At 71.5% G+C, this 24,941-nt stretch carries 29 protein-coding genes; 22 read left to right on the top strand and 7 right to left on the bottom strand.

Translation table 11 applies throughout. From position 1 onward, the window contains the following. The first annotated feature begins 3 nt into the window (after window positions 1-3). From hisD to ACFYXH_RS17810, 11 genes are all read left to right on the top strand, one after another. A complete protein-coding gene (hisD, locus tag ACFYXH_RS17860; protein WP_389563494.1) occupies window positions 4-1,380 on the top strand; it encodes a histidinol dehydrogenase in 1,377 nt (458 codons plus the stop codon). After that, a complete protein-coding gene (locus ACFYXH_RS17855; RefSeq protein WP_389563493.1) occupies window positions 1,377-2,522 on the top strand; it encodes a histidinol-phosphate transaminase in 1,146 nt (381 codons plus the stop codon). Before hisD ends, ACFYXH_RS17855 begins: the two co-directional genes overlap by 4 nt. Beyond that, complete coding sequence (gene hisB / locus ACFYXH_RS17850; protein WP_389563491.1) at window positions 2,519-3,112, top strand: imidazoleglycerol-phosphate dehydratase HisB; 594 nt, start codon at window positions 2,519-2,521, stop codon at window positions 3,110-3,112. The genes ACFYXH_RS17855 and hisB overlap by 4 nt, the downstream gene beginning before the upstream one ends. A 4-nt stretch (window positions 3,113-3,116) precedes the next feature. Further along, window positions 3,117-3,284 (top strand): hypothetical protein, encoded by a 168-nt coding sequence (locus tag ACFYXH_RS17845; protein WP_327322992.1) that lies wholly within the window; start codon window positions 3,117-3,119, stop codon window positions 3,282-3,284. After that, window positions 3,281-3,922, top strand: a complete 642-nt coding sequence (gene hisH, locus ACFYXH_RS17840) for an imidazole glycerol phosphate synthase subunit HisH (protein ID WP_327322991.1) — start codon at window positions 3,281-3,283, stop codon at window positions 3,920-3,922. The genes ACFYXH_RS17845 and hisH overlap by 4 nt, the downstream gene beginning before the upstream one ends. After that, a complete protein-coding gene (gene priA, locus ACFYXH_RS17835) occupies window positions 3,922-4,647 on the top strand; it encodes a bifunctional 1-(5-phosphoribosyl)-5-((5-phosphoribosylamino)methylideneamino)imidazole-4-carboxamide isomerase/phosphoribosylanthranilate isomerase PriA (protein WP_327322990.1) in 726 nt (241 codons plus the stop codon). The genes hisH and priA overlap by 1 nt, the downstream gene beginning before the upstream one ends. After that, window positions 4,644-5,060: a RidA family protein gene (locus ACFYXH_RS17830; RefSeq protein ID WP_327322989.1), complete on the top strand. Its 417-nt coding sequence runs from the start codon at window positions 4,644-4,646 to the stop codon at window positions 5,058-5,060. Before priA ends, ACFYXH_RS17830 begins: the two co-directional genes overlap by 4 nt. Continuing rightward, window positions 5,057-5,812 (top strand): imidazole glycerol phosphate synthase subunit HisF, encoded by a 756-nt coding sequence (gene hisF / locus ACFYXH_RS17825; protein WP_389563488.1) that lies wholly within the window; start codon window positions 5,057-5,059, stop codon window positions 5,810-5,812. Before ACFYXH_RS17830 ends, hisF begins: the two co-directional genes overlap by 4 nt. Before the next feature lie 87 nt (window positions 5,813-5,899). Next, window positions 5,900-7,105, top strand: coding sequence for a cytochrome P450 (locus tag ACFYXH_RS17820; RefSeq protein ID WP_389563487.1), 1,206 nt, complete (start codon window positions 5,900-5,902; stop codon window positions 7,103-7,105). Next, window positions 7,102-7,431, top strand: coding sequence for a hypothetical protein (locus ACFYXH_RS17815; RefSeq protein WP_389563486.1), 330 nt, complete (start codon window positions 7,102-7,104; stop codon window positions 7,429-7,431). The genes ACFYXH_RS17820 and ACFYXH_RS17815 overlap by 4 nt, the downstream gene beginning before the upstream one ends. 32 nt (window positions 7,432-7,463) lie before the next feature. Then, window positions 7,464-7,769, top strand: a complete 306-nt coding sequence (locus ACFYXH_RS17810; RefSeq protein ID WP_389563484.1) for a hypothetical protein — start codon at window positions 7,464-7,466, stop codon at window positions 7,767-7,769. A 36-nt stretch (window positions 7,770-7,805) separates the two neighbouring features. Here ACFYXH_RS17810 and ACFYXH_RS17805 read toward each other — a convergent pair whose 3' ends face one another. Beyond that, window positions 7,806-8,438, bottom strand: coding sequence for a TIGR03085 family metal-binding protein (locus ACFYXH_RS17805; protein WP_389563483.1), 633 nt, complete (start codon window positions 8,436-8,438; stop codon window positions 7,806-7,808). Window positions 8,439-8,522: 84 nt separating this feature from the next. On the opposite strand from ACFYXH_RS17805, the gene hisI reads away from it, so the two are divergent. The 11 genes from hisI (at window position 8,523) to lgt (ending at window position 17,671) form a co-directional block, all read left to right on the top strand. After that, complete coding sequence (hisI, locus tag ACFYXH_RS17800) at window positions 8,523-8,888, top strand: phosphoribosyl-AMP cyclohydrolase (protein WP_327322984.1); 366 nt, start codon at window positions 8,523-8,525, stop codon at window positions 8,886-8,888. A gap of 11 nt (window positions 8,889-8,899) precedes the next feature. Next, window positions 8,900-10,402, top strand: coding sequence for an anthranilate synthase component I (locus ACFYXH_RS17795; protein WP_389563481.1), 1,503 nt, complete (start codon window positions 8,900-8,902; stop codon window positions 10,400-10,402). Continuing rightward, entirely contained in the window at window positions 10,402-11,046 is a 645-nt protein-coding gene (locus ACFYXH_RS17790) for a TIGR02234 family membrane protein (RefSeq protein WP_389563480.1), read from the top strand. Before ACFYXH_RS17795 ends, ACFYXH_RS17790 begins: the two co-directional genes overlap by 1 nt. 106 nt (window positions 11,047-11,152) lie before the next feature. Further along, window positions 11,153-11,425 carry an HGxxPAAW family protein gene (locus ACFYXH_RS17785; RefSeq protein ID WP_327322981.1) on the top strand — a complete coding sequence of 91 codons (273 nt, stop codon included), beginning with the start codon at window positions 11,153-11,155 and terminating at the stop codon, window positions 11,423-11,425. 106 nt (window positions 11,426-11,531) lie between these two features. Continuing rightward, window positions 11,532-11,996: a DUF2752 domain-containing protein gene (locus ACFYXH_RS17780; protein ID WP_389563477.1), complete on the top strand. Its 465-nt coding sequence runs from the start codon at window positions 11,532-11,534 to the stop codon at window positions 11,994-11,996. A gap of 114 nt (window positions 11,997-12,110) precedes the next feature. Then, on the top strand, window positions 12,111-12,920 hold the full coding sequence (gene trpC, locus ACFYXH_RS17775; RefSeq protein WP_389563476.1) for an indole-3-glycerol phosphate synthase TrpC: 810 nt from the start codon (window positions 12,111-12,113) through the stop codon (window positions 12,918-12,920). Between the two features lie 163 nt (window positions 12,921-13,083). Next, window positions 13,084-13,290 (top strand): tryptophan biosynthesis modulator TrpM, encoded by a 207-nt coding sequence (gene trpM / locus ACFYXH_RS17770; protein ID WP_389563904.1) that lies wholly within the window; start codon window positions 13,084-13,086, stop codon window positions 13,288-13,290. Window positions 13,291-13,587: 297 nt separating this feature from the next. Then, a complete protein-coding gene (trpB, locus tag ACFYXH_RS17765) occupies window positions 13,588-14,886 on the top strand; it encodes a tryptophan synthase subunit beta (RefSeq protein WP_389563475.1) in 1,299 nt (432 codons plus the stop codon). Beyond that, the gene (trpA, locus tag ACFYXH_RS17760) at window positions 14,883-15,698 is read left to right on the top strand and encodes a tryptophan synthase subunit alpha (protein ID WP_389563471.1); all 816 of its coding nucleotides are present in this window, start codon (window positions 14,883-14,885) and stop codon (window positions 15,696-15,698) included. The genes trpB and trpA overlap by 4 nt, the downstream gene beginning before the upstream one ends. A gap of 63 nt (window positions 15,699-15,761) precedes the next feature. Continuing rightward, window positions 15,762-16,598, top strand: a complete 837-nt coding sequence (locus ACFYXH_RS17755) for a DsbA family protein (protein ID WP_389563469.1) — start codon at window positions 15,762-15,764, stop codon at window positions 16,596-16,598. Window positions 16,599-16,696: 98 nt separating this feature from the next. Continuing rightward, complete coding sequence (lgt, locus tag ACFYXH_RS17750; RefSeq protein WP_389563467.1) at window positions 16,697-17,671, top strand: prolipoprotein diacylglyceryl transferase; 975 nt, start codon at window positions 16,697-16,699, stop codon at window positions 17,669-17,671. A gap of 119 nt (window positions 17,672-17,790) precedes the next feature. Here lgt and ACFYXH_RS17745 read toward each other — a convergent pair whose 3' ends face one another. Genes ACFYXH_RS17745 through ACFYXH_RS17720 form a run of 6 tightly spaced genes read right to left on the bottom strand, consistent with a single transcriptional unit; the run spans window position 17,791 to window position 24,576 of the window. Then, window positions 17,791-18,591 carry an HpcH/HpaI aldolase/citrate lyase family protein gene (locus ACFYXH_RS17745; protein WP_389563466.1) on the bottom strand — a complete coding sequence of 267 codons (801 nt, stop codon included), beginning with the start codon at window positions 18,589-18,591 and terminating at the stop codon, window positions 17,791-17,793. Next, on the bottom strand, window positions 18,588-19,778 hold the full coding sequence (locus ACFYXH_RS17740; protein WP_389563464.1) for a CaiB/BaiF CoA transferase family protein: 1,191 nt from the start codon (window positions 19,776-19,778) through the stop codon (window positions 18,588-18,590). The genes ACFYXH_RS17745 and ACFYXH_RS17740 overlap by 4 nt, the downstream gene beginning before the upstream one ends. Further along, complete coding sequence (rbsK, locus tag ACFYXH_RS17735; RefSeq protein WP_389563462.1) at window positions 19,775-20,659, bottom strand: ribokinase; 885 nt, start codon at window positions 20,657-20,659, stop codon at window positions 19,775-19,777. Before rbsK ends, ACFYXH_RS17740 begins: the two co-directional genes overlap by 4 nt. Beyond that, entirely contained in the window at window positions 20,656-22,248 is a 1,593-nt protein-coding gene (locus tag ACFYXH_RS17730) for an ADP-ribosylglycohydrolase family protein (RefSeq protein WP_389563460.1), read from the bottom strand. Before ACFYXH_RS17730 ends, rbsK begins: the two co-directional genes overlap by 4 nt. Next, entirely contained in the window at window positions 22,245-23,414 is a 1,170-nt protein-coding gene (locus tag ACFYXH_RS17725; protein ID WP_389563458.1) for an ADP-ribosylglycohydrolase family protein, read from the bottom strand. The genes ACFYXH_RS17730 and ACFYXH_RS17725 overlap by 4 nt, the downstream gene beginning before the upstream one ends. After that, complete coding sequence (locus ACFYXH_RS17720) at window positions 23,374-24,576, bottom strand: ADP-ribosylglycohydrolase family protein (protein ID WP_389563902.1); 1,203 nt, start codon at window positions 24,574-24,576, stop codon at window positions 23,374-23,376. Before ACFYXH_RS17720 ends, ACFYXH_RS17725 begins: the two co-directional genes overlap by 41 nt. Window positions 24,577-24,941 lie beyond the last annotated feature (365 nt).

The following is a 24,941-nucleotide window of genomic DNA, read 5'->3' as shown; positions in this document are numbered from 1 at the left end:
TCCGTGATCTCACGAATCGACCTGCGTGGCGACGCCCTCCCCGAGGGTGCCGCCCTGCGCGACCTGCTGCCCCGTGCCGAGTTCGACGTGGAAGCCGCCCTGGAGAAGGTGCGGCCCATCTGCGAGGCCGTGCATCATCGCGGCACGGCGGCGCTGATCGACTACGCGGAGAAGTTCGACGGTGTGAAGCTGGAGCAGGTGAGGGTGGGTGCGAAGGCCCTCGCCGACGCACTGGAGCAGCTCGACCCCGAGGTCAGGGCCGCTCTGGAGGAGTCGATCCGGCGCGCCAGAATCGTCCACCGCGCGCAGCGCCGCAGCGAGCACACCACACAGGTCGTCCCCGGCGGCAGCGTCACCGAGAAGTGGGTGCCGGTCGAGCGCGTCGGTCTGTACGCACCGGGCGGCCGCTCCGTCTACCCCTCCTCCGTGATCATGAACGTGGTGCCGGCCCAGGAGGCGGGCGTCGACTCCATCGCGCTGGCGTCCCCGCCGCAGAAAGAGTTCGGGGGCCTTCCGCACCCGACGATCCTCGCCGCCTGCGCGTTGCTCGGCGTCGACGAGGTGTACGCCGTCGGTGGCGCACAGGCCGTCGCGATGTTCGCGTACGGCACCGAGGAGTGCGCCCCCGCCAATATGGTCACCGGGCCGGGCAATATCTGGGTCGCCGCTGCCAAGCGGTACTTCGCCGGCCGGATCGGCATCGACACCGAGGCGGGGCCGACCGAGATCGCGATCCTCGCCGACTCCACCGCCGACCCGGTGCACGTCGCCGCCGACCTGATCAGCCAGGCCGAGCACGACCCGATGGCCGCCGCCGTGCTGGTCACCGACTCCACGGAGCTGGCGGACGCGGTCGAGAGGGAGCTCGAAACGCAGGTCGCGGCCACCAAGCACATCGAGGACCGGATCGTCCCGGCACTGAGCGGCAAGCAGTCCGCGATCGTCCTGGTCGACGGTGTCGAAGAGGGCCTGCGGGTCGTCAACGCGTACGGTGCCGAGCACCTGGAGATCCAGACCGCCGACGCCTCCGCCGTCGCCGCCCGGGTCCGCAACGCCGGCGCGATCTTCGTCGGCCCGTGGGCGCCGGTCTCGCTCGGCGACTACTGCGCGGGCTCCAACCATGTCCTGCCGACCGGTGGCTGTGCCTGCCACTCCTCTGGCCTGTCCGTGCAGTCCTTCCTGCGCGGCATCCACATCGTGGACTACACGCGAGACGCTCTCGCCGAGGTGACGCACCACGTGGTGACGCTCGCCGAGGCCGAGGACCTGCCCGCGCACGGCGCCGCCGTGAAGGCGCGTTTCGCCGGAGGCGAACTGGATCAGCGCAGCGGTGAAGGCGAACCGGACCGGCGCACCGAGTGGGAGGTGCCCGGCAAGTGACCTTCGGCATCGACGACCTGCCCATCAGGGACGAGCTGCGTGGCAAGTCCCCGTACGGCGCGCCCCAACTCGACGTGCCCGTACGTCTGAACACCAACGAGAACCCCTACCCGCTGCCCGAGCCACTGGTCGAGCGCATCGCCGAACGCGTCCGCGAGGCCGCCCGCGAGCTGAACCGCTACCCCGACCGGGACGCGGTCGAGCTCCGCACCGAGCTGGCCCGCTATCTCACCCGCACCGCCGGTTACGAGGTCTCTCTCGCCAACGTCTGGGCGGCCAACGGCTCCAACGAGGTCATCCAGCAGCTGCTGCAGACCTTCGCCGGACCCGGCCGTACCGCCATCGGCTTCGAGCCCTCGTACTCCATGCACGGCCTGATCTCGCGCGGCACCGGCACCGGCTGGATCTCCGGGCCGCGCGGCGAGGACTTCACCATCGACGTGGCGGCCGCCGAGGCTGCCATCGCCGAGCACCGGCCGGACGTCGTCTTCATCACCTCGCCCAACAACCCCACGGGCACCGCGGTCGAGGCCGACACCGTCCTCGCCCTGTACGAGGCGGCGCAGGCGGCCAGGGCTGACACTGCCGGGGCGATAGTCGTGGTCGACGAGGCGTACGTCGAATTCAGTCACCGCCCCTCGCTGCTGCCGCTGATCGAGGACCGGCCGAACCTGGTGGTCTCGCGCACCATGTCCAAGGCCTTCGGCGCGGCCGGTCTGCGCCTGGGCTATCTGGCCGCGCACCCGGCGGTCGTCGACGCCGTCCAGCTGGTGCGCCTGCCGTACCACCTGTCCGCCGTCACACAGGCCACCGCGCTCGCCGCGCTGGAGCACACGGATACGCTGCTCGGGTATGTCGAGCAGCTGAAGACCGAGCGGGACCGCCTGGTCGGCGAGCTGCGGGCGATCGGCTACGAGGTCACCGAGTCCGACGCCAACTTTGTGCAGTTCGGACGCTTCGACGGCGAAGGGGCCGCCCACGAGGTCTGGCAGCAGATCCTCGACCGGGGCGTCCTGGTCCGTGACAACGGCGTACCGGGCTGGCTGCGGGTCACCGCGGGAACCCCGGCAGAGAACGACGCGTTCCTCGAGGCGGTACGCGCCCTCATGAAGGAACGCAGCGAGAAGGAGCAGAGCGCATGAGCCGCGTAGGACGGGTCGAACGCACCACCAAGGAGACGTCCGTCGTCGTCGAGATCGACCTCGACGGCCACGGAAAGGTCGATGTGTCGACCGGGGTCGGCTTCTACGACCACATGCTCGACCAGCTCGGCCGCCACGGCCTGTTCGACCTCACCGTGAAGACCGAGGGCGATCTGCACATCGACTCGCACCACACCATCGAGGACACGGCCCTCGCGCTCGGCGGCGCCTTCAAGCAGGCGCTCGGCGACAAGGTCGGCATCTACCGCTTCGGCAACTGCACCGTGCCGCTGGACGAGTCGCTCGCCCAGGTCACCGTGGACCTCTCCGGACGTCCCTACCTCGTGCACACCGAGCCCGAGAACATGGCGCCGATGATCGGCTCGTACGACACGACGATGACCCGGCACATCCTGGAGTCCTTCGTCGCGCAGGCCCAGGTCGCGCTGCACGTCCACGTCCCGTACGGCCGCAACGCGCACCACATCGTGGAGTGCCAGTTCAAGGCGCTGGCCCGCGCCCTGCGTTACGCCGCCGAGCGCGACCCACGCGCCGTCGGCATCCTCCCCTCCACGAAGGGCGCCCTCTAAACTCATGACCGGCCTCTCCACCATCCTGATCGTCGTCGGTCTCTTCCTCGCCGGCGGTGTGTACTCCTTCTCCAAGCAGAAGATGCCCATGGGCCTGATCGGGCTTCTCGGTATCGCCTCCGCGATGTGCCTGGTCGCCGGTGTCCTGCGGATTCAGGGGATCTGGGAATGACCGTGCCCAAGAAGGTCGTCGTCTTCGACTACGGATTCGGCAATGTCCGCTCGGCCGAGCGAGCCCTCGCCCGGGTCGGCGCGGACGTCGAGATCACCCGTGACTACGACAAGGCCATGAACGCCGACGGGCTGCTCGTCCCCGGCGTCGGAGCCTTCTCCGCCTGCATGGACGGCCTCAGGAAGGCCCGTGGCGAGTGGATCATCGACCGCAGGCTCTCCGGCGGCCGGCCCGTCATGGGCATCTGCGTCGGCATGCAGATCCTCTTCGCACGCGGCATCGAGCACGGCGTCGAGACCGAGGGCCTCGACGAGTGGCCCGGCACGGTCGGCCCGCTGAAGGCCCCGATCGTGCCCCACATGGGCTGGAACACCGTCGAGGCGGCCGCCGACAGCCGGCTCTTCGCCGGAGTCGACGCCGACGCCCGGTTCTACTTCGTGCACTCCTACGCCGTGCACGAATGGGACCTGGAGGTCACCAACCCCGCCATCCGCGCGCCCCAGGTCACCTGGGCCACGCACGGCGAGCGCTTTGTCGCCGCCGTGGAGAACAGCGCGCTGTGGGCCACCCAGTTCCACCCCGAGAAGTCCGGCGACGCCGGCGCCCAGCTGCTGACCAACTGGATTGAGACGCTGTAATGCCGAAGCTTGAACTCCTCCCCGCAGTCGACGTCCGCGACGGCCAGGCCGTACGCCTCGTTCATGGCGAGTCCGGTTCGGAGACCTCGTACGGCTCTCCGCTCGAAGCCGCTCTGACCTGGCAGCGATCGGGCGCCGAGTGGCTGCATCTCGTCGACCTGGACGCGGCCTTCGGCACCGGCGACAACCGCGCGCTGATCGCCGAGGTCGCCGGCGCCATGGACATCAAGGTCGAGCTGTCGGGCGGCATCCGCGACGACGCCTCGCTCGCAGCCGCGCTGGCCACCGGCTGCACCCGGGTCAACCTGGGCACCGCCGCGCTGGAGACCCCCGAGTGGGTCGCCAAGGTCATCGCCGAGCACGGTGACAAGATCGCGGTCGGCCTCGACGTACGCGGTACGACGCTGCGCGGCCGCGGCTGGACCCGCGACGGCGGCGACCTCTACGAGACGCTCGCCCGCCTCGACTCCGAGGGCTGCGCCCGCTACGTCGTCACCGACATCGCCAAGGACGGCACCCTCCAGGGGCCCAACCTGGAGCTGCTGCGCAATGTCTGCGCGGCGACCGACAAGCCCGTCGTCGCCTCCGGCGGCGTCTCCTCACTCGACGATCTGCGGGCGATCTCCTCGCTCGTCCCCGAGGGCGTCGAGGGCGCGATCGTCGGCAAGGCGCTGTACGCCGAGGCGTTCACCCTGGAAGAGGCCCTCGCGGCGGTGTCGGAATGACCGATTCCTTCTCCGATTCCCCTGCCGTACGGCGCATCGGCTCCGACGGACCGTGGGAGGACGCCTTCGGCTACTCGCGCGCGGTCGAACTGCCGAACGGCCTGGTCCTGGTCTCCGGCTGCACCTCGGTCGCCGGCGGCGAGATCGCCGCGGGCGGCCCCTACGACCAGACGGTCACCGCGTTCGGCGTCGCCTTCGACGCCCTGAAGGAACTCGGCCTGGGCCGGGAGGATGTGGTGCGTACGCGGATGTACCTCTCCCACGCCCGGGACGTGGACGAGGTCGGCCGTGCCCACAAGGAGCTGTTCGACACGGTCCGCCCGGCCGCGTCGATGCTCATCATCTCCGGCTTCGTCGACCCGAGCCTGGTCGTCGAGGTCGAGGTCGAGGCGTACCGAGGAGGTGCCGGATGACTCTCGCGGTCCGAGTGATCCCCTGCCTGGACGTGGACAACGGCCGGGTCGTCAAGGGCGTCAACTTCCAGAATCTGCGCGACGCGGGCGACCCCGTGGAGATGGCCAAGCTGTACGACGCCGAAGGCGCCGACGAACTGACCTTCCTCGACATCACGGCCTCCTCCGGCAACCGTGAGACGACCTACGACGTGGTGCGCCGCACCGCCGAGCAGGTCTTCATCCCGCTGACCGTGGGCGGCGGCGTGCGCAGCGCCGACGACGTCGACAAGCTGCTGCGGGCCGGCGCCGACAAGGTGGGCGTCAACACCGCGGCGATCGCCCGTCCCGAGCTGATCCGCGAGATCGCCGAGCGCTTCGGCCGCCAGGTACTGGTCCTGTCGGTCGACGCCCGTCGTACTCCGGAAGGCTCCTTCGAGGTCACCACGCACGGCGGCCGCAAGGGCACCGGCATCGACGCCGTCGAATGGGCCCACCGGGCCGCCGAGTTGGGCGCGGGCGAGATTCTGCTCAACTCGATGGACGCGGACGGCACGAAGGACGGCTACGACACGGAGATGATCGCCGCGGTACGGAAGCACGTCACCGTCCCGGTCATCGCCTCCGGCGGCGCCGGCAAGCTCTCCGACTTCCCGCCGGCCATCGCGGCGGGCGCGGACGCGGTCCTGGCTGCCTCGGTCTTCCACTTCGGCGATCTGCGGATCTCCCAGGTCAAGGACACCCTCCGGGAGGCGGGCCACCCCGTCCGCTGACCATCGTGGACAACTGACCTGAAACTGACGTTCGTTGGGAGACGGGCCGGGTAGCGTGCCGTTCGACCCTAGGAACGGGGGAACGGCATGGCGGCCCGGCCCATCGTCGATCTGCTCGAGCTCAGCCCGGATTTCGTTCGCGATCCCTATCCCGTCTACGCCCGGCTGCGCGCCGATGGTCCCGTCCACCAGGTACGCGCCCCGGACGGCGAGGAGCTCTGGCTCGTCGTCGGACATGACGCCTGCCGCGCCGCCTTCACCGACCCGCGGCTCAGCCGGGCCTGGATGAAGTCCGGGAGCATCGGCCAGATCATCAACACCGATCAGGACCAGCCCGCCCTCGCGCACATGTTGATGTCCGACCCGCCGGACCACACGCGATTACGCCGGCTGGTCGCCCGGGAGTTCACCCCGCGCCGTATCGACACCCTGGCCCCGCGCATCCAGAAGATCACCGACGGACTGATCGACGCGATGCTGGCGGACGAGGAGCGGCGGGCCGATCTGATCGACTCCTTCGCCTTCCCGCTGCCGATGACGGTCATCTGCGAACTGCTCGGCGTGCCCGAGCTGGACCGGGACGCCTTCCGCGGCTGGTCCAACGAGATGGTCGCGCGCACCAGCCCGGAGGCCGAGGCCCGTGCGTACGAGGAGGTGCCGGCGTACCTCGGCGAGCTGATCGCGGCCAAGCGGGCCGCGCCCGGCGAGGATCTGCTCAGCGCGATGATCCACGCAGTGGACGAGGGCGGCGACCGGCTCTCGCCGCGCGAGCTGATCGGCATGTCCGTACTGCTGCTGATCGCCGGTCATGAGACCACGGTCAATCTGATCGGCAACGGCATGCGGGCCCTCTTCGCACACCCAGGCCAACTCGCCGCCCTGCGCGCCGACTTCGGTCTGCTCGACGGGGCGGTCGAGGAGATGCTCCGCTACGACGGACCGGTCGAGACCTGCACCGACCGCCTCGCCCTGGAGGACGTGGAGATGGGCGGTGCGGTCATCCCGGCGGGCTCCACCGTCCTGATCGCCATGGCCGACGCCGACCGCGACCCGGAGCGCTTCAAGGACCCGGACCGGTTCGACATCCGTCGGGACGCCCGCGGCCATATCGCCTTCGGCCACGGCCTCCACTACTGCCTGGGCGCGCCGCTGGCCCGGCTCGAGGGACGTATCGCGATCCGCACACTGTTGGAGCGCTGCCCGGACGTCGCGCCGGACGCCGACGAGGCCGAGCTGCCATGGATGCCCGGAATGCTGATCAGGGGCGTACGGAAGCTGCCCGTGCGCTGGTGACCTGTGGCCCCCTGGCTCGACAGGGCGGCCGAGCGGCGGAGCAAGGACGGTCGTGGCGCTGGTGGCAGGTCGCCTCCGACGGCCTGAGCATCCGCGACGAGGACTTCCAGGACACACCCGAGAAGATCGCCACCCATGCGGCCGTCACCCGGATGTCCTTGGAGCAGCGCGTCGAGCTCTACCGCCGCTACCTCGACGCGCAGTCCGTCTGGGGCCGCATGGCGCGGGACCGACTTCAGCTGCGAATATCTGCCGCGGCTGACCGCCGAGGAGACCGGTACGGGGCCGGATCGCGCACGCCGGAATCGTCCAGGGACTCGGGCTGATCGTCGGAGCCGGGGCGATCGCCGCTCTCGCCGTGGTGGCGCACATCGCCGCCGCGGTCGGTGTCGCCGTGGTGATCGGACTGCTCGCGGGGCTGAGCGGCGCGCTGTGCGACGCGCTCGTGCAGACCCGGACCGATCCGGCCTCCCTCGGCCGGGTCACCTCGGTCTCGACCTTCTTCAGCCTCGGCGGCGCGCCGCTCAGCTACCCGGTGACCGGCGCGGCCGTCGGCCTGTGGGGCACCGTGCCGGTCTTCACCGTCAGCGCGGCCGTCTGCGCCCTCGGGGCGGTCCACGCACTGTGCTCCAAGGGGCTGCGCAGCGCCGAGCTGCCGCGCTGAGCCGCCGCCGGTCCGGCACGCTCAGGCGCCGCCGGGCTACAGCCCCAGTTTGGCCTCGTGCAGCCGGGTGATCGCGTCCTTGTCGCCCTCGAGGTCCACCTGCGCCGCTTCCTGCCGCCCGAACATGAAGATCGTCAGCTCGCTCGGCTCCCCGGTCACCGTCACCACCGGGGTGCCGCGGTGACCGACCGCCGTCTGGCCGTTCGAACGGCGCAGCACCAGCCCGACCGGGGACCTGCGGCCCAGCAGCCGGGACGCCTTCTCCAGCCGTGACCACAGGGCGTTCTCGAAGATCCGGTCCGGTTCGCGCGGCGTCCAGTCCGGCTGCGCCCGCCGCACATCCTCGGCGTGGACGAAGAACTCGACGCTGTTCGCGGCCTCGTCGATCTGCTTGATCGCGTACGGGGACATCCGCGGCGGACCCGTACGGATCAGCTGGATCAGCTCCTCGTACGGCTTCTCGGCGAACTCCGCCTGCACCCGGTCGAGGCGGCTCTTGAGCGCGCTCAGCACGATCCCGCCCGCCGCGTCCACCCGCCGCTCGCGGACCACCACGTGGGCGGCGAGCTGCCGGGTGTTCCAGCCGTCGCACAGGGTCGGAGCTTCGGGACCCGCCGCCTCCAACAGGTCGGCGAGCAGAAGCCGTTCACGCCTTGCATGGGTCGACATGACTGCCAGCGTACGGCCGCGGCACCGAGTCCGCCCAGTGGACGCACCGCCCGGCGACCCCGGCGGGCACGGCACAATGGCCGTATGACCAGCAGTGTCCCCACAGGTTCCCTCGATCCCGCCGTCGCCGCCCGCCTCAAGCGCAGCGCCGACGGCCTGGTTCCGGCCATCGCGCAGCAGTACGACACCGGTGAGGTGCTGATGCTCGGGTGGATGGACGACGAGGCCCTGCACCGCACCCTGACCACCGGCCGCTGCACCTACTGGTCCCGCAGCCGCCAGGAGTACTGGGTCAAGGGCGACACCTCCGGCCATGTCCAGCACGTCAAGTCCGTCGCCCTGGACTGCGACGCCGACGCGGTGCTCGTCAAGGTCGACCAGGTGGGGGCCGCCTGCCACACCGGGGACCGCACCTGCTTCGACGCCGACGTCCTTCCTCTGGGCCAGTAGGGTCGGGCGCCATGGATCTCGACACCTTCCGCAAGCTCGCCGCCGACCGCCGTGTCATCCCCGTCAGCCGCAAGCTCCTCGCGGACGGCGACACCCCGGTCGGGCTCTACCGCAAGCTCGCCGCCGAACGTGAGGGCACCTTCCTGCTGGAGTCCGCCGAGAACGGGCGCTCCTGGTCCCGGTACTCCTTCATCGGCGTACGCAGCGCCGCCACCCTCACCGAGCGCGAGGGCCAGGCGCACTGGCTCGGCACCCCGCCCGTCGGCGTCCCGGTCGAAGGCGACCCGCTCCAGGCCCTGCGCACCACCGTCGAGACGCTGCACACGCCGAAAGACCTCGCCTCCGGCATGCCGCCCTTCACCGGCGGCATGGTCGGCTATCTCGGCTACGACATCGTGCGCAGGCTCGAGAAGATCGGGCCCGGCGAGCGCGACGACCTGCGGCTTCCCGAGCTGACCATGCTGCTCACCTCGGACCTCGCGGTGCTCGACCACTGGGACGGCACCGTCCTGCTGATCGCCAACGCCATCAACCACAACGACCTCGACACCGGAGTCGACGAGGCGTACGCGGACGCAGTCGCACGCCTCGACGCCATGGAGTCGGACCTCACGCGTCCGCTGGCGTCCGCGCCCGCCGCGCTGCCGCCCTCCGAGCTGCCGGAGTTCTCCGCGCTCTGGGGCGGCAAGGACTACCAGGACGCCGTCGAGGACATCAAGGAACGGATCAGGGCGGGCGAGGCCTTCCAGGTCGTACCGTCGCAGCGGTTCGAAACGCCTTGCCACGCAAGCGCGTTGGACGTCTACCGGGTGCTCAGGGCCACCAACCCGTCGCCGTACATGTACCTCTTCCGCTTCCACGGCTTCGATGTCGTCGGCTCCAGCCCGGAGGCCCTGGTCAAGGTCGAGGACGGGCGGGCCATGGTGCATCCGATCGCGGGCACCAGGCCGCGCGGCGCGACGCCGCAGGAGGACCAGGCCCTCGCCGACGAGCTGATGGCCGACCCCAAGGAGCGCGCCGAGCATCTGATGCTCGTCGACCTCGGCCGCAACGACCTGGGCCGGGTCTGCGAGCCCGGCAGCGTCGAGGTCGTCGACTTCATGTCGGTCGAGCGGTACTCCCACGTCATGCACATCGTCTCGACCGTGACCGGCCGGGTCGCCGCGGGCCGTACCGCCTTCGACGTACTGACCGCCTGCTTCCCGGCCGGCACGCTCTCCGGCGCCCCCAAGCCCCGGGCGATGCAGATCATCGATGAGCTGGAGCCCTCGCGGCGCGGACTGTACGGCGGCTGCGTCGGCTATCTCGACTTCGCAGGCGACTCCGACACCGCGATCGCCATCCGCACCGCGCTGCTCCGCGACGGCACGGCATTCGTGCAGGCCGGAGCGGGTGTGGTGGCCGACTCGGACCCGGTCGCCGAGGACACCGAGTGCCGTAACAAGGCGGCCGCGGTGCTCCGTGCCGTCCACACCGCGAACCGCCTCAACAGCCGACGGGACGGTAAGGGATAGTGGGGTACGTGAGTGCTGTACCCGTACCCCAGCCCCGCGCCGAAGCCGCCTCCGCCACAATCAGCCGCCGCACCCTCGCCGCCGCCCTGTTCCTCGGCGCCGTCGGCGCGGCCGTCGTGCTGATCGCCGCCGGTCAGATCTGGGCCGAGGGCAAGGCCGCCGTCGGTGGCGGCAGCCTTCCGCTCGACGCGGCGGGCAGCGATGTCACCGGTGTCCCCACGGCGCTCGCCATCGTCGGTCTGGCCGCTCTCGTCGCCGTCTTCGCCGTACGCAGCGGAGGCCGGCTGCTCGTCTCCGCCCTGCTGGCCCTGAGCGGTGCGGGCGCGGCACTCGCCGCCTTCATCGGGGCCTCCGACAGCGCGGCTCTCGACGAGAAGGCCGCGCAGACCACCGGGGACACGGCCGCCACGGTCGACGCGCTCACCCACACCGCCTGGCCCTACGCGACCGCGGCCGGCGGCCTGCTGATCCTGCTCGCCGGGCTGCTCGCGCTGCGCTACGGCAAGCAGTGGCCCGCCATGTCGGGCCGCTACGAGCGCGACGGCACCCCACGGCCCCGCAAGGCCGCGGTGGTGGACCCGGACCGGCCCGAGGATCTGTGGAAGGCTCTGGACCGCGGCGAGGACCCGACGCGCGAGGCGTGACGGACCCCACGTCATGCCATGGCACGGCATACGGGACAATGAGCGTTGAGCTCAGTGCTCACCACCGAACAACAGCTCACCCAGCACATCGACGAGGAGCGCATCAATGTCGGGCACCAGCCACGGACACACCCCGGCCGCCTGGACCGGTGTCACCATCGCCTTCATCGGCTTCTGCATCGCAGGCCTCTTCATGGTGGCGGCCAACCCGCTCGGCTTCTGGGCCGGTATCGGCGTCATCGCGCTCGGCGGTGTGGTCGGCGCGGCCATGAAGGCCGCCGGCCTCGGCATGCCGAAGGAGTCCGAGGCCTCGGTGCGGGCCAGGCACCACGCCGCCCAGGCGACGGCGCAGCCCGCGCAGGCGCAGACCACCGCCTGACGCAGCGGTTCAGCTCCACGAGGCGCAGCCCGGCGCGACCGGGCTGCGCCTTTCTGTATGAGCTGCGCCTTTCCGTAGGAACGGAGAGAATCACGGGGTGGACGCCATGCCTTCCTCCACCACACCGGCCCGCGAGCCCGGCCCGGCCCGCGAGCCCCGCGAGCCCCGCCCGGCCCCGCTCGCGCGGCGCCTGGCCACTCCGCTGGCGACCCTCGCCGGGGTCGCGGCGGCCTTCGCGTACGTCGGCACGGTCGATCCCAATGAACCGGGCCACTACCCGGTCTGCCCGCTGTTCCGCTTCACCGGGATCTACTGCCCCGGCTGCGGCGGGCTGCGCAGCGCCCACGCGTTCATCCACGGCGATCTGGGGACTGCCCTCGGGTCCAACGCGGTGGCCGTCGTGGGCTACGCAATCTTCGCCGCGGTGTGGGTGATGTGGCTGATTCGCGCGGTACGGGGAGTGCCCCTGCGGATTACCCTCGGGCCCGCGTGGTGGTGGTCGCTCGGCGGTGTTCTGCTGATCTTCAGCGTGGTCCGGAACCTGCCATTCGGCTCCGCGCTGGCTCCGTAAAGTCCCAGCTAGTGGGACAGCCGTCCACCGGATGTGAGCCCGAGGCCATCCTGCGGATACCATCGACATGGCTGATCCTGATCCATCTCCACGTCCCGGAAGGGGGCCGCTCGCGTGAGTGTGCTCGACGAGATCATTGAAGGCGTACGCGCCGACCTCGCAGAGCGGCAGGCGCGTGTCAGCCTCGACGAGCTCAAGGAGCGTGCCGCCAAGGCTCCTGCGGCCAAGGACGGCGTCGCCGCGCTGCGCGGCGAAGGCGTCCATGTGATCTGCGAGGTCAAGCGCTCCAGCCCGTCGAAGGGCGCGCTCGCCGCGATCGCCGATCCGGCCGGGCTCGCCGCCGACTACGAGGCGGGCGGCGCGGCCGTCATCTCCGTGCTGACCGAGGAGCGCCGCTTCGGAGGATCGCTCGCCGACCTCGAAGCCGTTCGCGCCAGGGTCGACATCCCCGTGCTGCGCAAGGACTTCATCGTCACCGCGTACCAGCTGTGGGAGGCCAGGGCCTACGGCGCCGACCTCGTGCTGTTGATCGTGGCTGCTCTCGAGCAGGAGGCGCTGGTCTCGCTGATCGAGCGCGCCGAGTCGATCGGGCTCACCCCGCTGGTCGAGGTGCACGACGAGGACGAGGTCGAGCGTGCGGTCGAGGCCGGAGCGAAGATCATCGGCGTCAACGCCCGCGATCTGAAGACGCTCAAGGTCGACCGCTCCGTTTTCGAGCGGGTCGCCCCCGAGATCCCGGCGCATATCGTCAAGATCGCCGAGTCCGGTGTGCGCGGTCCGCACGATCTGATCGCCTACGCCAACGTCGGCGCCGATGCGGTGCTCGTCGGCGAGTCCCTGGTCACCGGCCGCGACCCGAAGTCGGCCGTTGCCGACCTGGTTGCCGCGGGCGCCCACCCGGCTCTGCGGCACGGCCGGAGCTGACCGCCCCATGACCGCCGCCGCCCGCACTGTCGCACCGCCGTACCGGACGCCCTCGCGCCCGGCGACGGCGGACGCGGCCCTGCGCGTATCGGCGGCAGACTTCGGCGCCCCTTGGGGCACGAGGACCGGCACGGTTTCCCGCGGCACGGCCTCCCGCGGCTCGGTGCTCGCCGCAGCGCCGGGGACGAGCCTGGCGGCGATCGCCGCGCGCGACCCCTACGCCAGGCTCGCCCGTGGCTGCAAGCCCCGCGGCTGCCGGGCCCCGGCCCGCCGGGTGCACGGCCGCCGGGTGCGTTATGTCATCGGGTCCGAGCCGGGACAGGTCAACGGCATGCGATGGCGCGCGGTCCGCGCGTGCGACTGCCACTAGGCGGTCTCCGGCGGGTGCTTTCCCCTACCCGCCCCTTCCCGTAACCCGGGGCTCCGCCCCAGACCCCCCGTACGCCCTTCGGGCGTGTCCTCAATCGCCGGACGGGCTTGAGTTTCCGCCCGTCCGGCGGAACTCAAGCCTCGCCGGCGATTGAGGCGCGGGGTTCGGGGCGGAGCCCCGGTTCGGGAAGGGGCGGGTAGGGGAGCAACGCCCCGCCAGTCACCCGCGCACGCGCATACCGTGACCAGTGTCAGCCAGACTTCTGGGGCATACGGCCCCGACAAGGAGCACGTCGCAATGTCGAGCGACTTCTTCATCCCGGACCCGGAGGGTCAGGTTCCCAGCGCCGAGGGCTACTTCGGCGCGTTCGGCGGCAAGTTCATCCCCGAGGCGCTCGTCGCCGCGGTCGACGAGGTAGCCGTCGAGTACGACAAGGCCAAGGCCGACCCCGCCTTCGCCGCCGAGCTCAACGACCTGATGGTCAACTACACGGGCCGCCCGAGCGCGCTCACCGAGGTGCCCAGGTTCGCCGAGCACGCCGGCGGTGCGCGGGTCTTCCTCAAGCGGGAGGACCTCAACCACACCGGATCGCACAAGATCAACAACGTGCTCGGTCAGGCGCTGCTCACCAAGCGGATGGGCAAGACCCGGGTCATCGCCGAGACCGGCGCCGGACAGCACGGCGTGGCGACCGCGACCGCCTGCGCCCTCTTCGGCCTCGAGTGCACGATCTACATGGGCGAGATCGACACCCAGCGCCAGGCCCTGAACGTGGCCCGGATGCGGATGCTCGGCGCCGAGGTCATCCCGGTCGCCTCCGGCAGCCGGACCCTGAAGGACGCCATCAACGAGGCGTTCCGCGACTGGGTCGCCAATGTGGACCGTACGCACTATCTCTTCGGCACGGTCGCCGGACCGCACCCCTTCCCCGCGATGGTCCGCGACTTCCACCGGGTCATCGGCGTCGAGGCCCGTCGCCAGATCCTGGAGCGGGCCGGCCGGCTGCCGGACGCGGCCGTCGCCTGCGTCGGCGGCGGATCCAACGCGATCGGGCTGTTCCACGCGTTCATCCCGGACACGGATGTACGCCTCGTGGGCTGCGAGCCCGCGGGCCACGGCATCGAGACCGGCGAGCACGCGGCCACCCTGACCGCGGGCGAGCCCGGCATCCTGCACGGCTCGCGCTCGTACGTCCTGCAGGACGAGGAGGGCCAGATCACCGAGCCGTACTCGATCTCCGCAGGGCTCGACTACCCCGGCATCGGCCCCGAGCACTCGTACCTCAAGGACAGCGGCCGGGCCGAGTACCGCGCGGTGACCGACGACGAGGCCATGCAGTCGCTGCGCCTGCTGTCCCGTACCGAGGGCATCATCCCGGCGATCGAGTCCGCGCACGCGCTGGCCGGGGCCCTGGAGGTCGGCAAGGAGCTGGGCAAGGACGGACTGATCGTCGTCAATCTGTCCGGCCGCGGCGACAAGGACATGGACACCGCCGCCCGTTACTTCGGGCTGTACGACGGCGAGGGGGACGCGAAGGTCGCCGCCGACGCCTCCGCGGAGAACGGCTACGCCGAGATCAGGAGGGACGCGAAGTGAGCGGCAACATCCAGCTGTTGAGCGACACCCTGGCGCAGGCCAGGAACGAGAACCGGGCCGCGCTCATCGCGTACCTCCCGGCCGGCTTCCCGACCGTCGACGGCGGGATCGAGGCCGTCAAGGCCGCCTTCGAGGGCGGCGCGGACGTGGTGGAGGTCGGGCTGCCGCACAGCGACCCCGTCCTCGACGGCCCCGTCATCCAGACGGCCGACGACATCGCGCTGCGCGGCGGCGTCAAGATCGCCGATGTGATGCGTACGGTCCGCGAGGCGCACGAGGCCACCGGCAAGCCGGTCCTCGTCATGACGTACTGGAATCCGATCGACCGGTACGGCATCGAGCGCTTCACCGCCGAGCTGGCCGAGGCGGGCGGCGCGGGCTGCATCCTGCCCGACCTGCCGGTCCAGGAGGCGGGCGGATGGCGCGAGCATGCCGAGAAGCACGGCCTCGCCACCGTCTTCGTCGTCGCGCCGAGCAGCCAGGACGCACGGCTGGCGAAGATCACTGAGGCCGGTTCCGGCTTTGTGTACGCGGCCTCGCTGATGGGTGTCACGGGCACCCGCGAGTCCGTGGGCGCGCAGGCTCAGGACCTGGTGCGGCGTACCCGGGCCACCACCGAACTGCCGGTCTGCGTGGGCCTCGGGGTGTCCAACGCCGAGCAGGCCGCGGAGGTCGCCTCGTTCGCGGACGGCGTGATCGTCGGCTCGGCGTTCGTGAAGCGGATGCTCGACGCACCGGACCGTGCCGCGGGTCTTGAGGCGGTACGGGAGCTGGCGGGCGACCTCGCCAAGGGTGTACGCAGGGGCGAGTAGCCCATACGGGTGGAAAAGGGACCGGGGAGGCATGCACATGCCTCCCCGGTTCGTTTGCGGGATGTGAGCGAGAAGAACCAGGGACAGAAGCAGACCGCGCGCGAGCGGCTCCAGCAGGAACGTGAGCGGGAGAAGGCGCGGGAGAAGCGTCGGCGGACCCTGATCGTGACGGCGGCGGTGGTGGGCGTACTGGGCCTCGCCGCCGTGGTCGGCGTGGTCGCCGCCAACTCCGGGAAGAAGGGCAGCGGCTCCGATGCCGGTCCTCTCCTCGCGCCCGCGGGAGTGCAGGGCAAGGACCAGCTCGCGATCCCGGTGGGCGCGAGCGACGCTCCGTCCACGCTCACGGTGTGGGAGGACTTCCGCTGCCCGATCTGCGCGAAGTTCGAGAGCGTCGCCCGGGGCACCCTCCACGAGCTGGAGCAGACGGGTCAGGCCAAGATCGAGTACCACCTCGCCACCATCATCGACGGGAACATGGGCGGCACCGGCTCGCTTCGCGCAGCGAATGCCGCGGCGTGCGCACAGGACGTCGGGAAGTTCGCCCCGTACCACGATGTCCTCTACCAGAACCAGCCTGCGGAGACGGACGACGCCTTCGGCAAGAACAGCAGGCTGATCGAGCTCGCGGGGAAGGTCGAGGGTCTCGACACCCCGGAATTCCGCAGCTGCGTCGAGGACGGCAAGCACGACGCCTGGGTGGCGAAGTCGAACACCGCCTTCCGCAACAGCGGCTTCCGCGGTACACCGACCGTGCTGCTCAACGGGGAGTCGATCTTCCCGGACAAGGGCGGCGAGCCGATCACCACAGCCAATCTGAAGAAGTGGGTCGAAGAGGCGAACAAGGGCAAGAAGCCGGGCACCAAGCGGTCGACGCCGAGCCCGACTTCGCCGGCCTCCTGACGCGGCCTGACGGACTGCCTCGAGCCGCGGCTCGTTACCCAGACGTTGCCGGGTGGGTTGCCGCACGTCCCACCCGGCAGGGTAGCGTCGGACCTGCCATGGATATCGCCTACATTCCCAGCCCGTCGACCGGAGTGCTCCATCTCGGACCGCTCCCGCTGCGCGGCTACGCGTTCTGCATCATCATCGGCGTCTTTGTGGCCGTCTGGTACGGCAACAAGCGCTGGATCGCGCGGGGCGGCAAAGCCGGCACCGTGGCCGACATCGCCGTCTGGGCGGTGCCCTTCGGTCTCGTCGGCGGCCGGCTCTACCACGTGATCACCGATTACCAGCTGTACTTCAGCGAGGGTGAGAACTGGGTCGACGCCTTCAAGATCTGGGAGGGCGGCCTCGGTATCTGGGGCGCGATCGCGCTGGGCGCGGTCGGTGCCTGGATCGGCTGCCGCCGCCGCGGGATCCCGCTGCCGGCCTGGGCGGACGCCCTGGCACCCGCCGTCGCCTTCGCGCAGGCGATCGGCCGCTGGGGCAACTGGTTCAACCAGGAGCTGTACGGCAAGCCGACGGATCTGCCGTGGGCCCTCAAGATCACCGAGGGCACCAACCGCGAGGCCGGCCTCTACCACCCCACATTCCTGTACGAGTCCCTGTGGTGCGTCGGCGTCGCGGTGCTTGTCATCTGGGCCGACCGCCGCTTCAAGCTGGGACACGGCCGGGCGTTCGCGCTGTATGTCGCGGCGTACTGCGTGGGCCGGGGCTGGATCGAGTACATGCGCGTCGACGAGGCGCACCACGTACTGGGGCTGCGCCTCAATGTGTGGACCTCGATCGTCGTCTTTGTGCTGGCGGTGACCTACATCGTGATCTCGTCGCGGGTGCGGCCGGGGCGCGAGGAGATCGTCGAGCCGGAGACGGCGAAGGTGGCGAAGTCGGAGGTGGCGAAGCCCGCGGCGGAGGCCGGAGGCGACGACTCTGCGGCAGATGGGTCGGAAGGCGGGTCGGACGGGACGGCGCAGGACCCCGCCGACGGGGACGAGAAGACTGACGCGGACGCGGAGTCGGCCAAGAAGGGCTGACGGCACGAGCCGTACGCAGGGGCCGCCGGAATCGCAAGGATTCCGGCGGCCTTTGCCTGTCGGGGGATGAACACGACGCATCCGGAGGCCGGACGACGAGTACGCCGAGCCGTACGGAATCAGGGTTCCTCACGTCGCGCGAGGGCGAGGGTGCGCTGCGCCGCGGCCACGACCGCCGCGTCGACGAAGCGGCCGTCCGGCAGGGCCAGCGCGCCCTCGTCCGTGGCGGCCGCTTTGACGATCTCCTCCGCCGCCTCGATCTCCTCGGGCGTGGGGCGGAACGCCCGCTCGATGACCGGGAGCTGGTCGGGGTGGATGGCCGCCCGGCCCAGGAAGCCGAGCGAGCGGCCGTGGGTGCAGGAGGCGTAGAGGGCGTCCAGGTCGCGGATGTCGGGGAAGACGGACTGGGCGGGTGGTGGGAGTTGCGCGGCACGGGCGGCGATCACGATGCGGGTGCGTGGCCAGTCGAGGCCGGTGCCGTCCCGTACGCCGAGATCGGCCCGGAGATCGGACTCGCCGATGGCGATGCCGCGGACGGCGGGGTGGGCGGTGGCGATCGTGTACGCGTGCTCCACGGCGAGCGCGGATTCGAGGAGCGGGTAGAGCGGGACGCCCGGGGCCCGGGCCGCGATCCGCTGAATGTCAGTGGCGTGTGCGACCTTGGGGATACGCAGCGCACAGAGGCCCGGAAGTCCGGTGAGGGACTCGATGTCATGGGGGGTGTTGATACGGACATGGACCGGGAGGGGATGGCGGGAGGCGAGGAGTTCGACGGTGGCGGCCAGCGCGTACTTCTTGCGGCCTGGGGACACAGCGTCCTCCAGATCGACGATCACGACATCGGCGGCGGAGGCGAGGGCTTTGTGCACGACCTCGGGTCGGTCCCCGGGGGCGTACAGATAGGTGAGGGGGATGGTCATAGGGCGCCCTGGGTGCGGAGAGCGGTGATATCGGCCAGGGACAGACCGAGTTCGGTGAGCACCGCGTCCGTGTCGGCGCCGTGCGGGCGGCCTGCCCAGCGGATGGCGCCGGGGGTGTCGGAGAGGCGGAAGAGGACGTTCTGCATACGGAGGGGGCCGAGCTCGGGGTCGAGGACCTCGGTGATGCTGTCCAGCGCCCGATACTGGGGATCTTCCATGACATCGCGGATGTCATAGATCGGAGCGATCGCCGCTTCGGCCTTCTCGAAGGCGGACATGGCTTCGGAGCGGGTGCGGCGGGCGATCCAGTTGCCCACCGCATCGTCGAGTTCGTCCGCGTGCTCGGCGCGGCCGCTGCCGGTGGCGAACCACGGCTCGTCGATCAGCTCGGGGCGGCCGACCAGATGCATGACGCGTTCGGCGATGGACTGGGCCGAGGTGGAGACGGCCAGCCAGCAGCCGTCGGCCGTGCGGTAGGTGTTGCGTGGTGCGTTGTTGCGGGAGCGGTTGCCGGTGCGCTGCTGCATGTAGCCGAGCTGGTCGTACCAGAGGGGCTGCGGGCCCAGCACGGTCAGGATCGGTTCGATGATCGCCATGTCGACGACCTGGCCGCGGCCCGTCGCGGTGCGGGCGGTGAGCGCGGTCATCACGGCGTAGGCGGTGGCGAGCGCCGCGATCGAGTCGGCGAGACCGAACGGAGGGAGGGTCGGCGGACCTTCGGGCTCGCCGGTGATGGAGGCGAAGCCGCTCATCGCCTCGGCGAGAGTGCCGAAGCCGGGGCGGTGGGAGTACGGGCCGAACTGCCCGAAGCCGGTGACGCGGGTGAGGACGAGTCGAGGATTGGCCGCGCTCAGTTCGTCCCAGCCGAGCTGCCACCTCTCCAGGGTGCCGGGGCGGAAGTTCTCGATGATCACGTCGGCGGTGCTCGCGAGGAGGAGGAGGGTCTCGCGGCCACCGGGGCTGGACAGATCGAGGGTGACGGTGCGTTTGTTGCGGCCTAGCAGCTTCCACCAGAGGCCGACGCCGTCCTTGGTGGGGCCGTGGCCGCGGGAGGGGTCGGGCCGGGTGGGGTGCTCGACCTTGATGACCTCCGCGCCGAAGTCGCCGAGCATGGTGGCGGCGAGCGGGCCCGCGAAGAGAGTGGCCAGGTCGAGGACGCGCAGTCCGTGCAGGGGAGTGGAGGTCATGAGGCGTCGATCTCGGCGCGGTACGGCATGGAGGTGGATGCGCCCGCGCGCTGGACACAGAGGGCTGCGGCGGCCGAGGCCCAGCTGAGGGCCTGCTGTACGGGGCGGCCCTCGACGAGCGCGACGGCGAGAGTGCCGACGAAGGTGTCGCCCGCCGCGGTGGTGTCCACGGCGGTGACCCGGGGTGCCGGGACGGTGAGGGGCGCGGCCCCTCTCCGGGCGTACAGGCTGCCTGCCGCGCCGAGCGTGATCACGACCTCGGGGACCTGATGCAGCAGCGCCTCGGCCGCGGCATGCGGGTCGGCGATGCCGGCGAGGGTGGCTGCCTCGTGCTCGTTGGGGATCAGCAGATCGGTGGCGGCGAGGAGTTCGGGAGGGAGGGGCTGCGCGGGGGCGGGGGTGAGGACGGTCCGTACACCGTGGCGGCGGGCGGCTTCGGCGCCGTCGAGCACGGCGCTCAGCGGGAGTTCGAGCTGGAGCAGCAGCGCGTCGGCGGTGGCGATGAGGGCCTCGTCGCCGGGGACGAGGTGGGTGACGGTGCCGTTCGCGCCGGGGATCACGACGATCGAGTTGCCGCCTTCGTCGTCGACGACGATGTGCGCGGTGCCGGAGGGGCCGTCGGCGGTCCGCAGGAGGTCGGTGTCGACGCCGGAGGAGACGAGCGTCTGCCGCAGGCGTACGCCGAAGTCGTCCGAGCCGACCGCGCCGATCATCGCGACGTCTCCGCCGGCGCGGGCGGCGGCTACGGCCTGGTTGGCGCCCTTGCCGCCGGGGATCGTACGGAACTCACGTCCCGTGACGGTCTCTCCGCGTTTCGGCGCGTGCGCGACGTACGCGACGAGGTCCATGTTGGTGCTGCCGAGCACCACGATGCCGGTCATGGGCGGAGTGCCTCCTGGTGGGTGAGGTGGGCGAGGGTGTCGAAGCCGATGCCGTCGAACCCGGCGACGGAGGTGGCGAGACGGTTCTTGAGCGGTGCGGTCCAGCGGTCGGGGATGGCGTCGGGGTGGCCGGCGAGCAGCCCGGCGATGGAGCCTGCGGTCGCACCGGTGGAGTCGGTGTCCCAGCCGCCGGACACGGCTCGGCAGATGGAGCCGGTGAAGTCGCCGTCGGCGTGGGTGAGAGCGGCGGCGAGAAGGGCGATGTTGGGGATGACATGGACCCAGTGGTGGTGGCCGTAGACGGTGTGGAGCCGGTCGACTGCCTGGTCGAAGTTCGGTTCCTTGTGCGCGGTGTCGATACCGAAACGGACGGCTTGGGCGAGGCGGGAGCGCGGGGGGACGACGCGCAGGCCGGTCCGTAGGCACTGGTGGATGTCGCTCCGGCCGCCGGCCGCGGTGGCGATGGTGGCTGCGATGAACATCGCACCGTAGACGCCGTTGGCGGTGTGGGTGAGCACGGCATCGCGGTGGGCCTGCGCGGCGGCGGCCGCGGGGTCGCCGGGGTGCGTCCAGCCGTGGACATCGGCGCGGATGGCGGCGCCGATCCACTCCCGGAAGGGGTTGCGGTGGCGGGCGGTGAGCGGGGGCTCGATGCCGGAGAGGAGGTTGCGGTAGGCAACGCGCTCGGCGGTGAAGGTCCGGCCGGCCGGAAGCTCGTCGAGCCAGAGCCGGGCGACGTGGTCGGTGGTGAAGCTCCTTCCGTGGCGCTGGAGGAGGACCAGATTGAGGAGGGGGTAGTTGAGGTCGTCGTCCTCGGGCATGCCGTCGATGTTCTCGGCGAGGGAGGTGGCGGCGGACCGGCGGTTCCAGGGGTGGGCGGCGGCGAGCTCGGCGGGGAGGCCTTTGGCGGTGAACCAGGTGTTGAGGGGCCAGTTGCCGGTGGCGCGGGCGAGGTCGCGGATGGCGGTGAGGGGGAGCTTCTCGACGGGCTTGCCGAGAAGACACCCGACGGCACGGCCGAGCCAGGCGGCCTGCAGGGCGTGGGGGTGAGGATGGGCATGGGCATGGGGGTGGCTTTCCCCCGCCCCGCCCGTTCCCGGAGTGGGGGGCGGGCCCCCGGACCCCGGCCAGGCTGCTTCGCGCGAGCCGGGCGGGGGTGGGCTGCCTTCGTGCTCGGGCGCACTCCGTGCCTCGAACGAGTCCTGTGGGGGCGGGCCGTCGGGCGGCTGCGCCGGCTCATGGGGTGGGCCGGTCGGCGCCGGGCCGGCAAGGCTTCCCGCTGCGTGCGGGTCCGGCGCTGTCGGCCAGGTGGGGCAGGCCGTGGCGATCGTGGGCAGGTCCGTTGGTTCCGCGTCCTTCAACGGGGAAGGCAGCCGGGCCAGTTCGGCCAGGAGCTCGACCGCCAAGGCGCGGAGGTGCGGCGGGGCCGGGGTCGGGGAGGCTCCCGCGTGAGGTGGGGTTTCGGGGCCGCCCGCCGTCTGCCAGCGGGTGCGGATCTCCGTCGCGTCGCGGCCGTCCTCCTCCGCCTGGCGCAGTTCGTGGCCCAGCAGGTCCTCCGGCTGGACCCAGGTGAGGCGCAGGTTCGTCATCGTGCCTCCATCAGGCGCGCGAACGCCGACTCGTGGGATCGGCGTCGTTCGGTGTCGCGGGTGAAGACCTCGCGGGTGACCGCCGCCAGTTCCCGCGCCGGCCCGTGCAGGTCGATGCGGCTCGCCTCGGCCACTGTCTTCGCCCAGTCGCGCGGGACCGCGGACTCTCCGTGGAGCGCCCCCGCGATCGCTCCGGCCATGGTCGCGATCGAGTCGCAGTCGCGGCCGTAGTTGACGGCGCCCAGGACCGTACGGCGGTAGTCGCCCCCGCTCACCAGCAGCATTCCGAGCGCGATGGGGAGTTCCTCGATGGAGTGCAGCCGAGAGGGCCGGCGGGCCGCCAGGGACGGGGTGCGGTAGTCCGGACCGACCGTGTCGAAGGGAGCGACCGCCGTACGGAGAGGAGCGAGGGCCGATTCGAAGTCCGAGTAGCCGGCCGCGGCATCGGCCACCGCCTCGATCGCCGACTCCGTGCCGTCCTTGGCCAGTGAGAGAGCCGTGTCGACGACCGAGGCGGGGGTGGCGTCGGGCAGGCAGGCCGCGGAGACCGCCGCCGCGAAGACGCCCGCCGCCTCTCGCCCGTACGAGGACTGGTGCGCGCCCGCGATGTCGATGGCCTCGGCATAAGCGGCCTCGGGATGCGCCGCGTTGACCAGGCCCACCGGCGCCATGTACATCGCCGCGCCGCAGTTGACGATGTTGCCCGCGCCTGCCTCGCGCGGATCGTTGTGACCGTAGTGGAGGCGGGTCACCATCCACTTCTCGGCGAGGAAGACGCGTTGCAGGGGCAGCGCCTCCGCCTCGAGCTCCGGGATCCAGCGGGGGGTCGACATCAGGTCGGGGACCAGGTGGTCGGCGACGGCGTACGCGTCGAGATGGTCGCGTACGGTCGCGTACACGCGGATCAGCGCGTGCGTCATGAGGGTGTCGTCGGTGATGTGGCCGTCGCCCTTGTGGTACGGCGCGATGGGGCGGGCGGTGCGCCAGGCCTCGCCGTTCCACGGGCCGACGATGCCGTGGACGCGGCCGCCGTGCCGTTCCACGATCTGCTCCGGGCTGTAGCCCTCGACCGGGCCGCCGAGCGCGTCACCGACAGCCGCTCCGATGAGGCTGCCGGCGATCCGGTCATCGAGTGCGAGCGTCGTCTCGAGTGTCGTCGTCGTCATGTCGGAATTGTCCACCCGGGGCAGTCAGTTCCGTGTGTGCGAGCAGCCCGGCGAGTTCGACCAGATCCGTGCCGGCGAGCCGGGGGAGCGCGCAGCCCGCGAGGGTGCGGCAGGCGTCGCGCCAGGTGGCGGGGACGGAATCGCCGCCGCCGAGCGCACCGGTCAGCGCGCCGGCGAGGGCGGGGGCGGAGTCGGCGACGCGGGAGAGGCAGGCGGCCGCGGGCACGGCCTCGGCGACCCGGCCGCGGGCGGCGGTGGCGAGGGCGAGGGCGACCGGGACGGTTTCGGCGGCGGCGATTCCGTAGCTGTAGACGTGGTCGACGATCTGGTGCTCGAGGAGCGGTACGAGTTCGAAGGCGCCGTTCGCGTCGCGGGCGAGTTTCACGGCGTGCTGGGCGTTGCGGCCGATCTCGGTGGCGTCGGGGAGCTCGGCGAGGGCGGCATCGACCGCGTCGTCGACGGACGCGCCGCCGAGCGCCGCGGCCACGGCGGCGGCCATGGCGCGTGCGCCGTGCACTCCGTCCCCGTCCTGGGTGTAGCGCGCGTCGAACTCGGCGAGCGTGGCGGCGGCGAGCGGGTCGCCGGGGTGGACGACGGCGAGAACGGCGGCGCGTACGCAGGCGGCGTCGTCGAAGTAGTGCGGGTTGTCGTGGCCGGTGGCGGGCGGGCGGAGGCCGGTGGCGAGATTGCCGAGTCCGGCGCGTACGGAGATCCGGGCGCGGAGTTGGAGTACGGCGGACTCGACCTCGGGGGCGCGCTCGGCGGCTGCGGCGATCTCGCTGGCGAGGGAGTTCCAGGCGAGGTCGACGGCGGCGCGCATACGGCGGCCGGGGGGCAGGCCGGCGAGGAGGTCACCGGCGGCGGTGAGCACGGTCTCGGCGGCGAAGGCGGCCCACTCGGCGTCGTCGGAGGGGCCGAGGAGGAGGGGTTCGGGGGGCTGGTTGAGGGCGATGGGGACGGGGAGGGTGGTGGTGGCGTTCTGCTCGGCGAAGGTGTCGAGCTCACGGGTGAGACGGCGGGTCCACTCGGGCATCCGGGCGGCGCGGTGCCGGGCTGCGGGCCACCCGGCGGCGTCACCGGCGGCGAGGCCGAGGAGGAGACCTTCGATGGGGCGCGGCGGGTGGTCTTCCCCAGCCCCGCCCCTTCCCGAAACCGGGGGCAGGCCCCCGGCCCCCCGCCAAGCCCTCGGCGCTCCGCGCGAGCCCCGGGCTTCGTCGGGTGGGGGGTCGTGCGGTCGTGCGGGGCTCGGGGCTTCGGGTGAGCCCGGGCGCCTGTCGGGCGCGAGATCCTGCAGCCCTCCGGGGCTCGGTGTTTCGCACGTGCCGAGGGCTCCTTCGGATGCGGGGTGTGGTTCTGGGGGGCTGGGCGGTTCGGGCGTGCTGGGGCGCCCGTCGGGTGGGGGGTCGTGCGGTCGTGCGGGGCTCGGGGCTTCGGGTGAGCCCGGGCGCCTGTCGGGCGCGAGATCCTGCAGCCCTCCGGGGCTCGGTGTTTCGCACGTGCCGAGGGCTTCGTCGGGCGCGCGGTCGT

Source organism: Streptomyces sp. NPDC002730 (genome assembly GCF_042888805.1).
Lineage (GTDB): Bacteria > Actinomycetota > Actinomycetes > Streptomycetales > Streptomycetaceae > Streptomyces.
The sequence above is the reverse complement of the archived record's forward strand: the minus strand, read 5'-3'. Positions and strand labels throughout refer to the sequence as shown.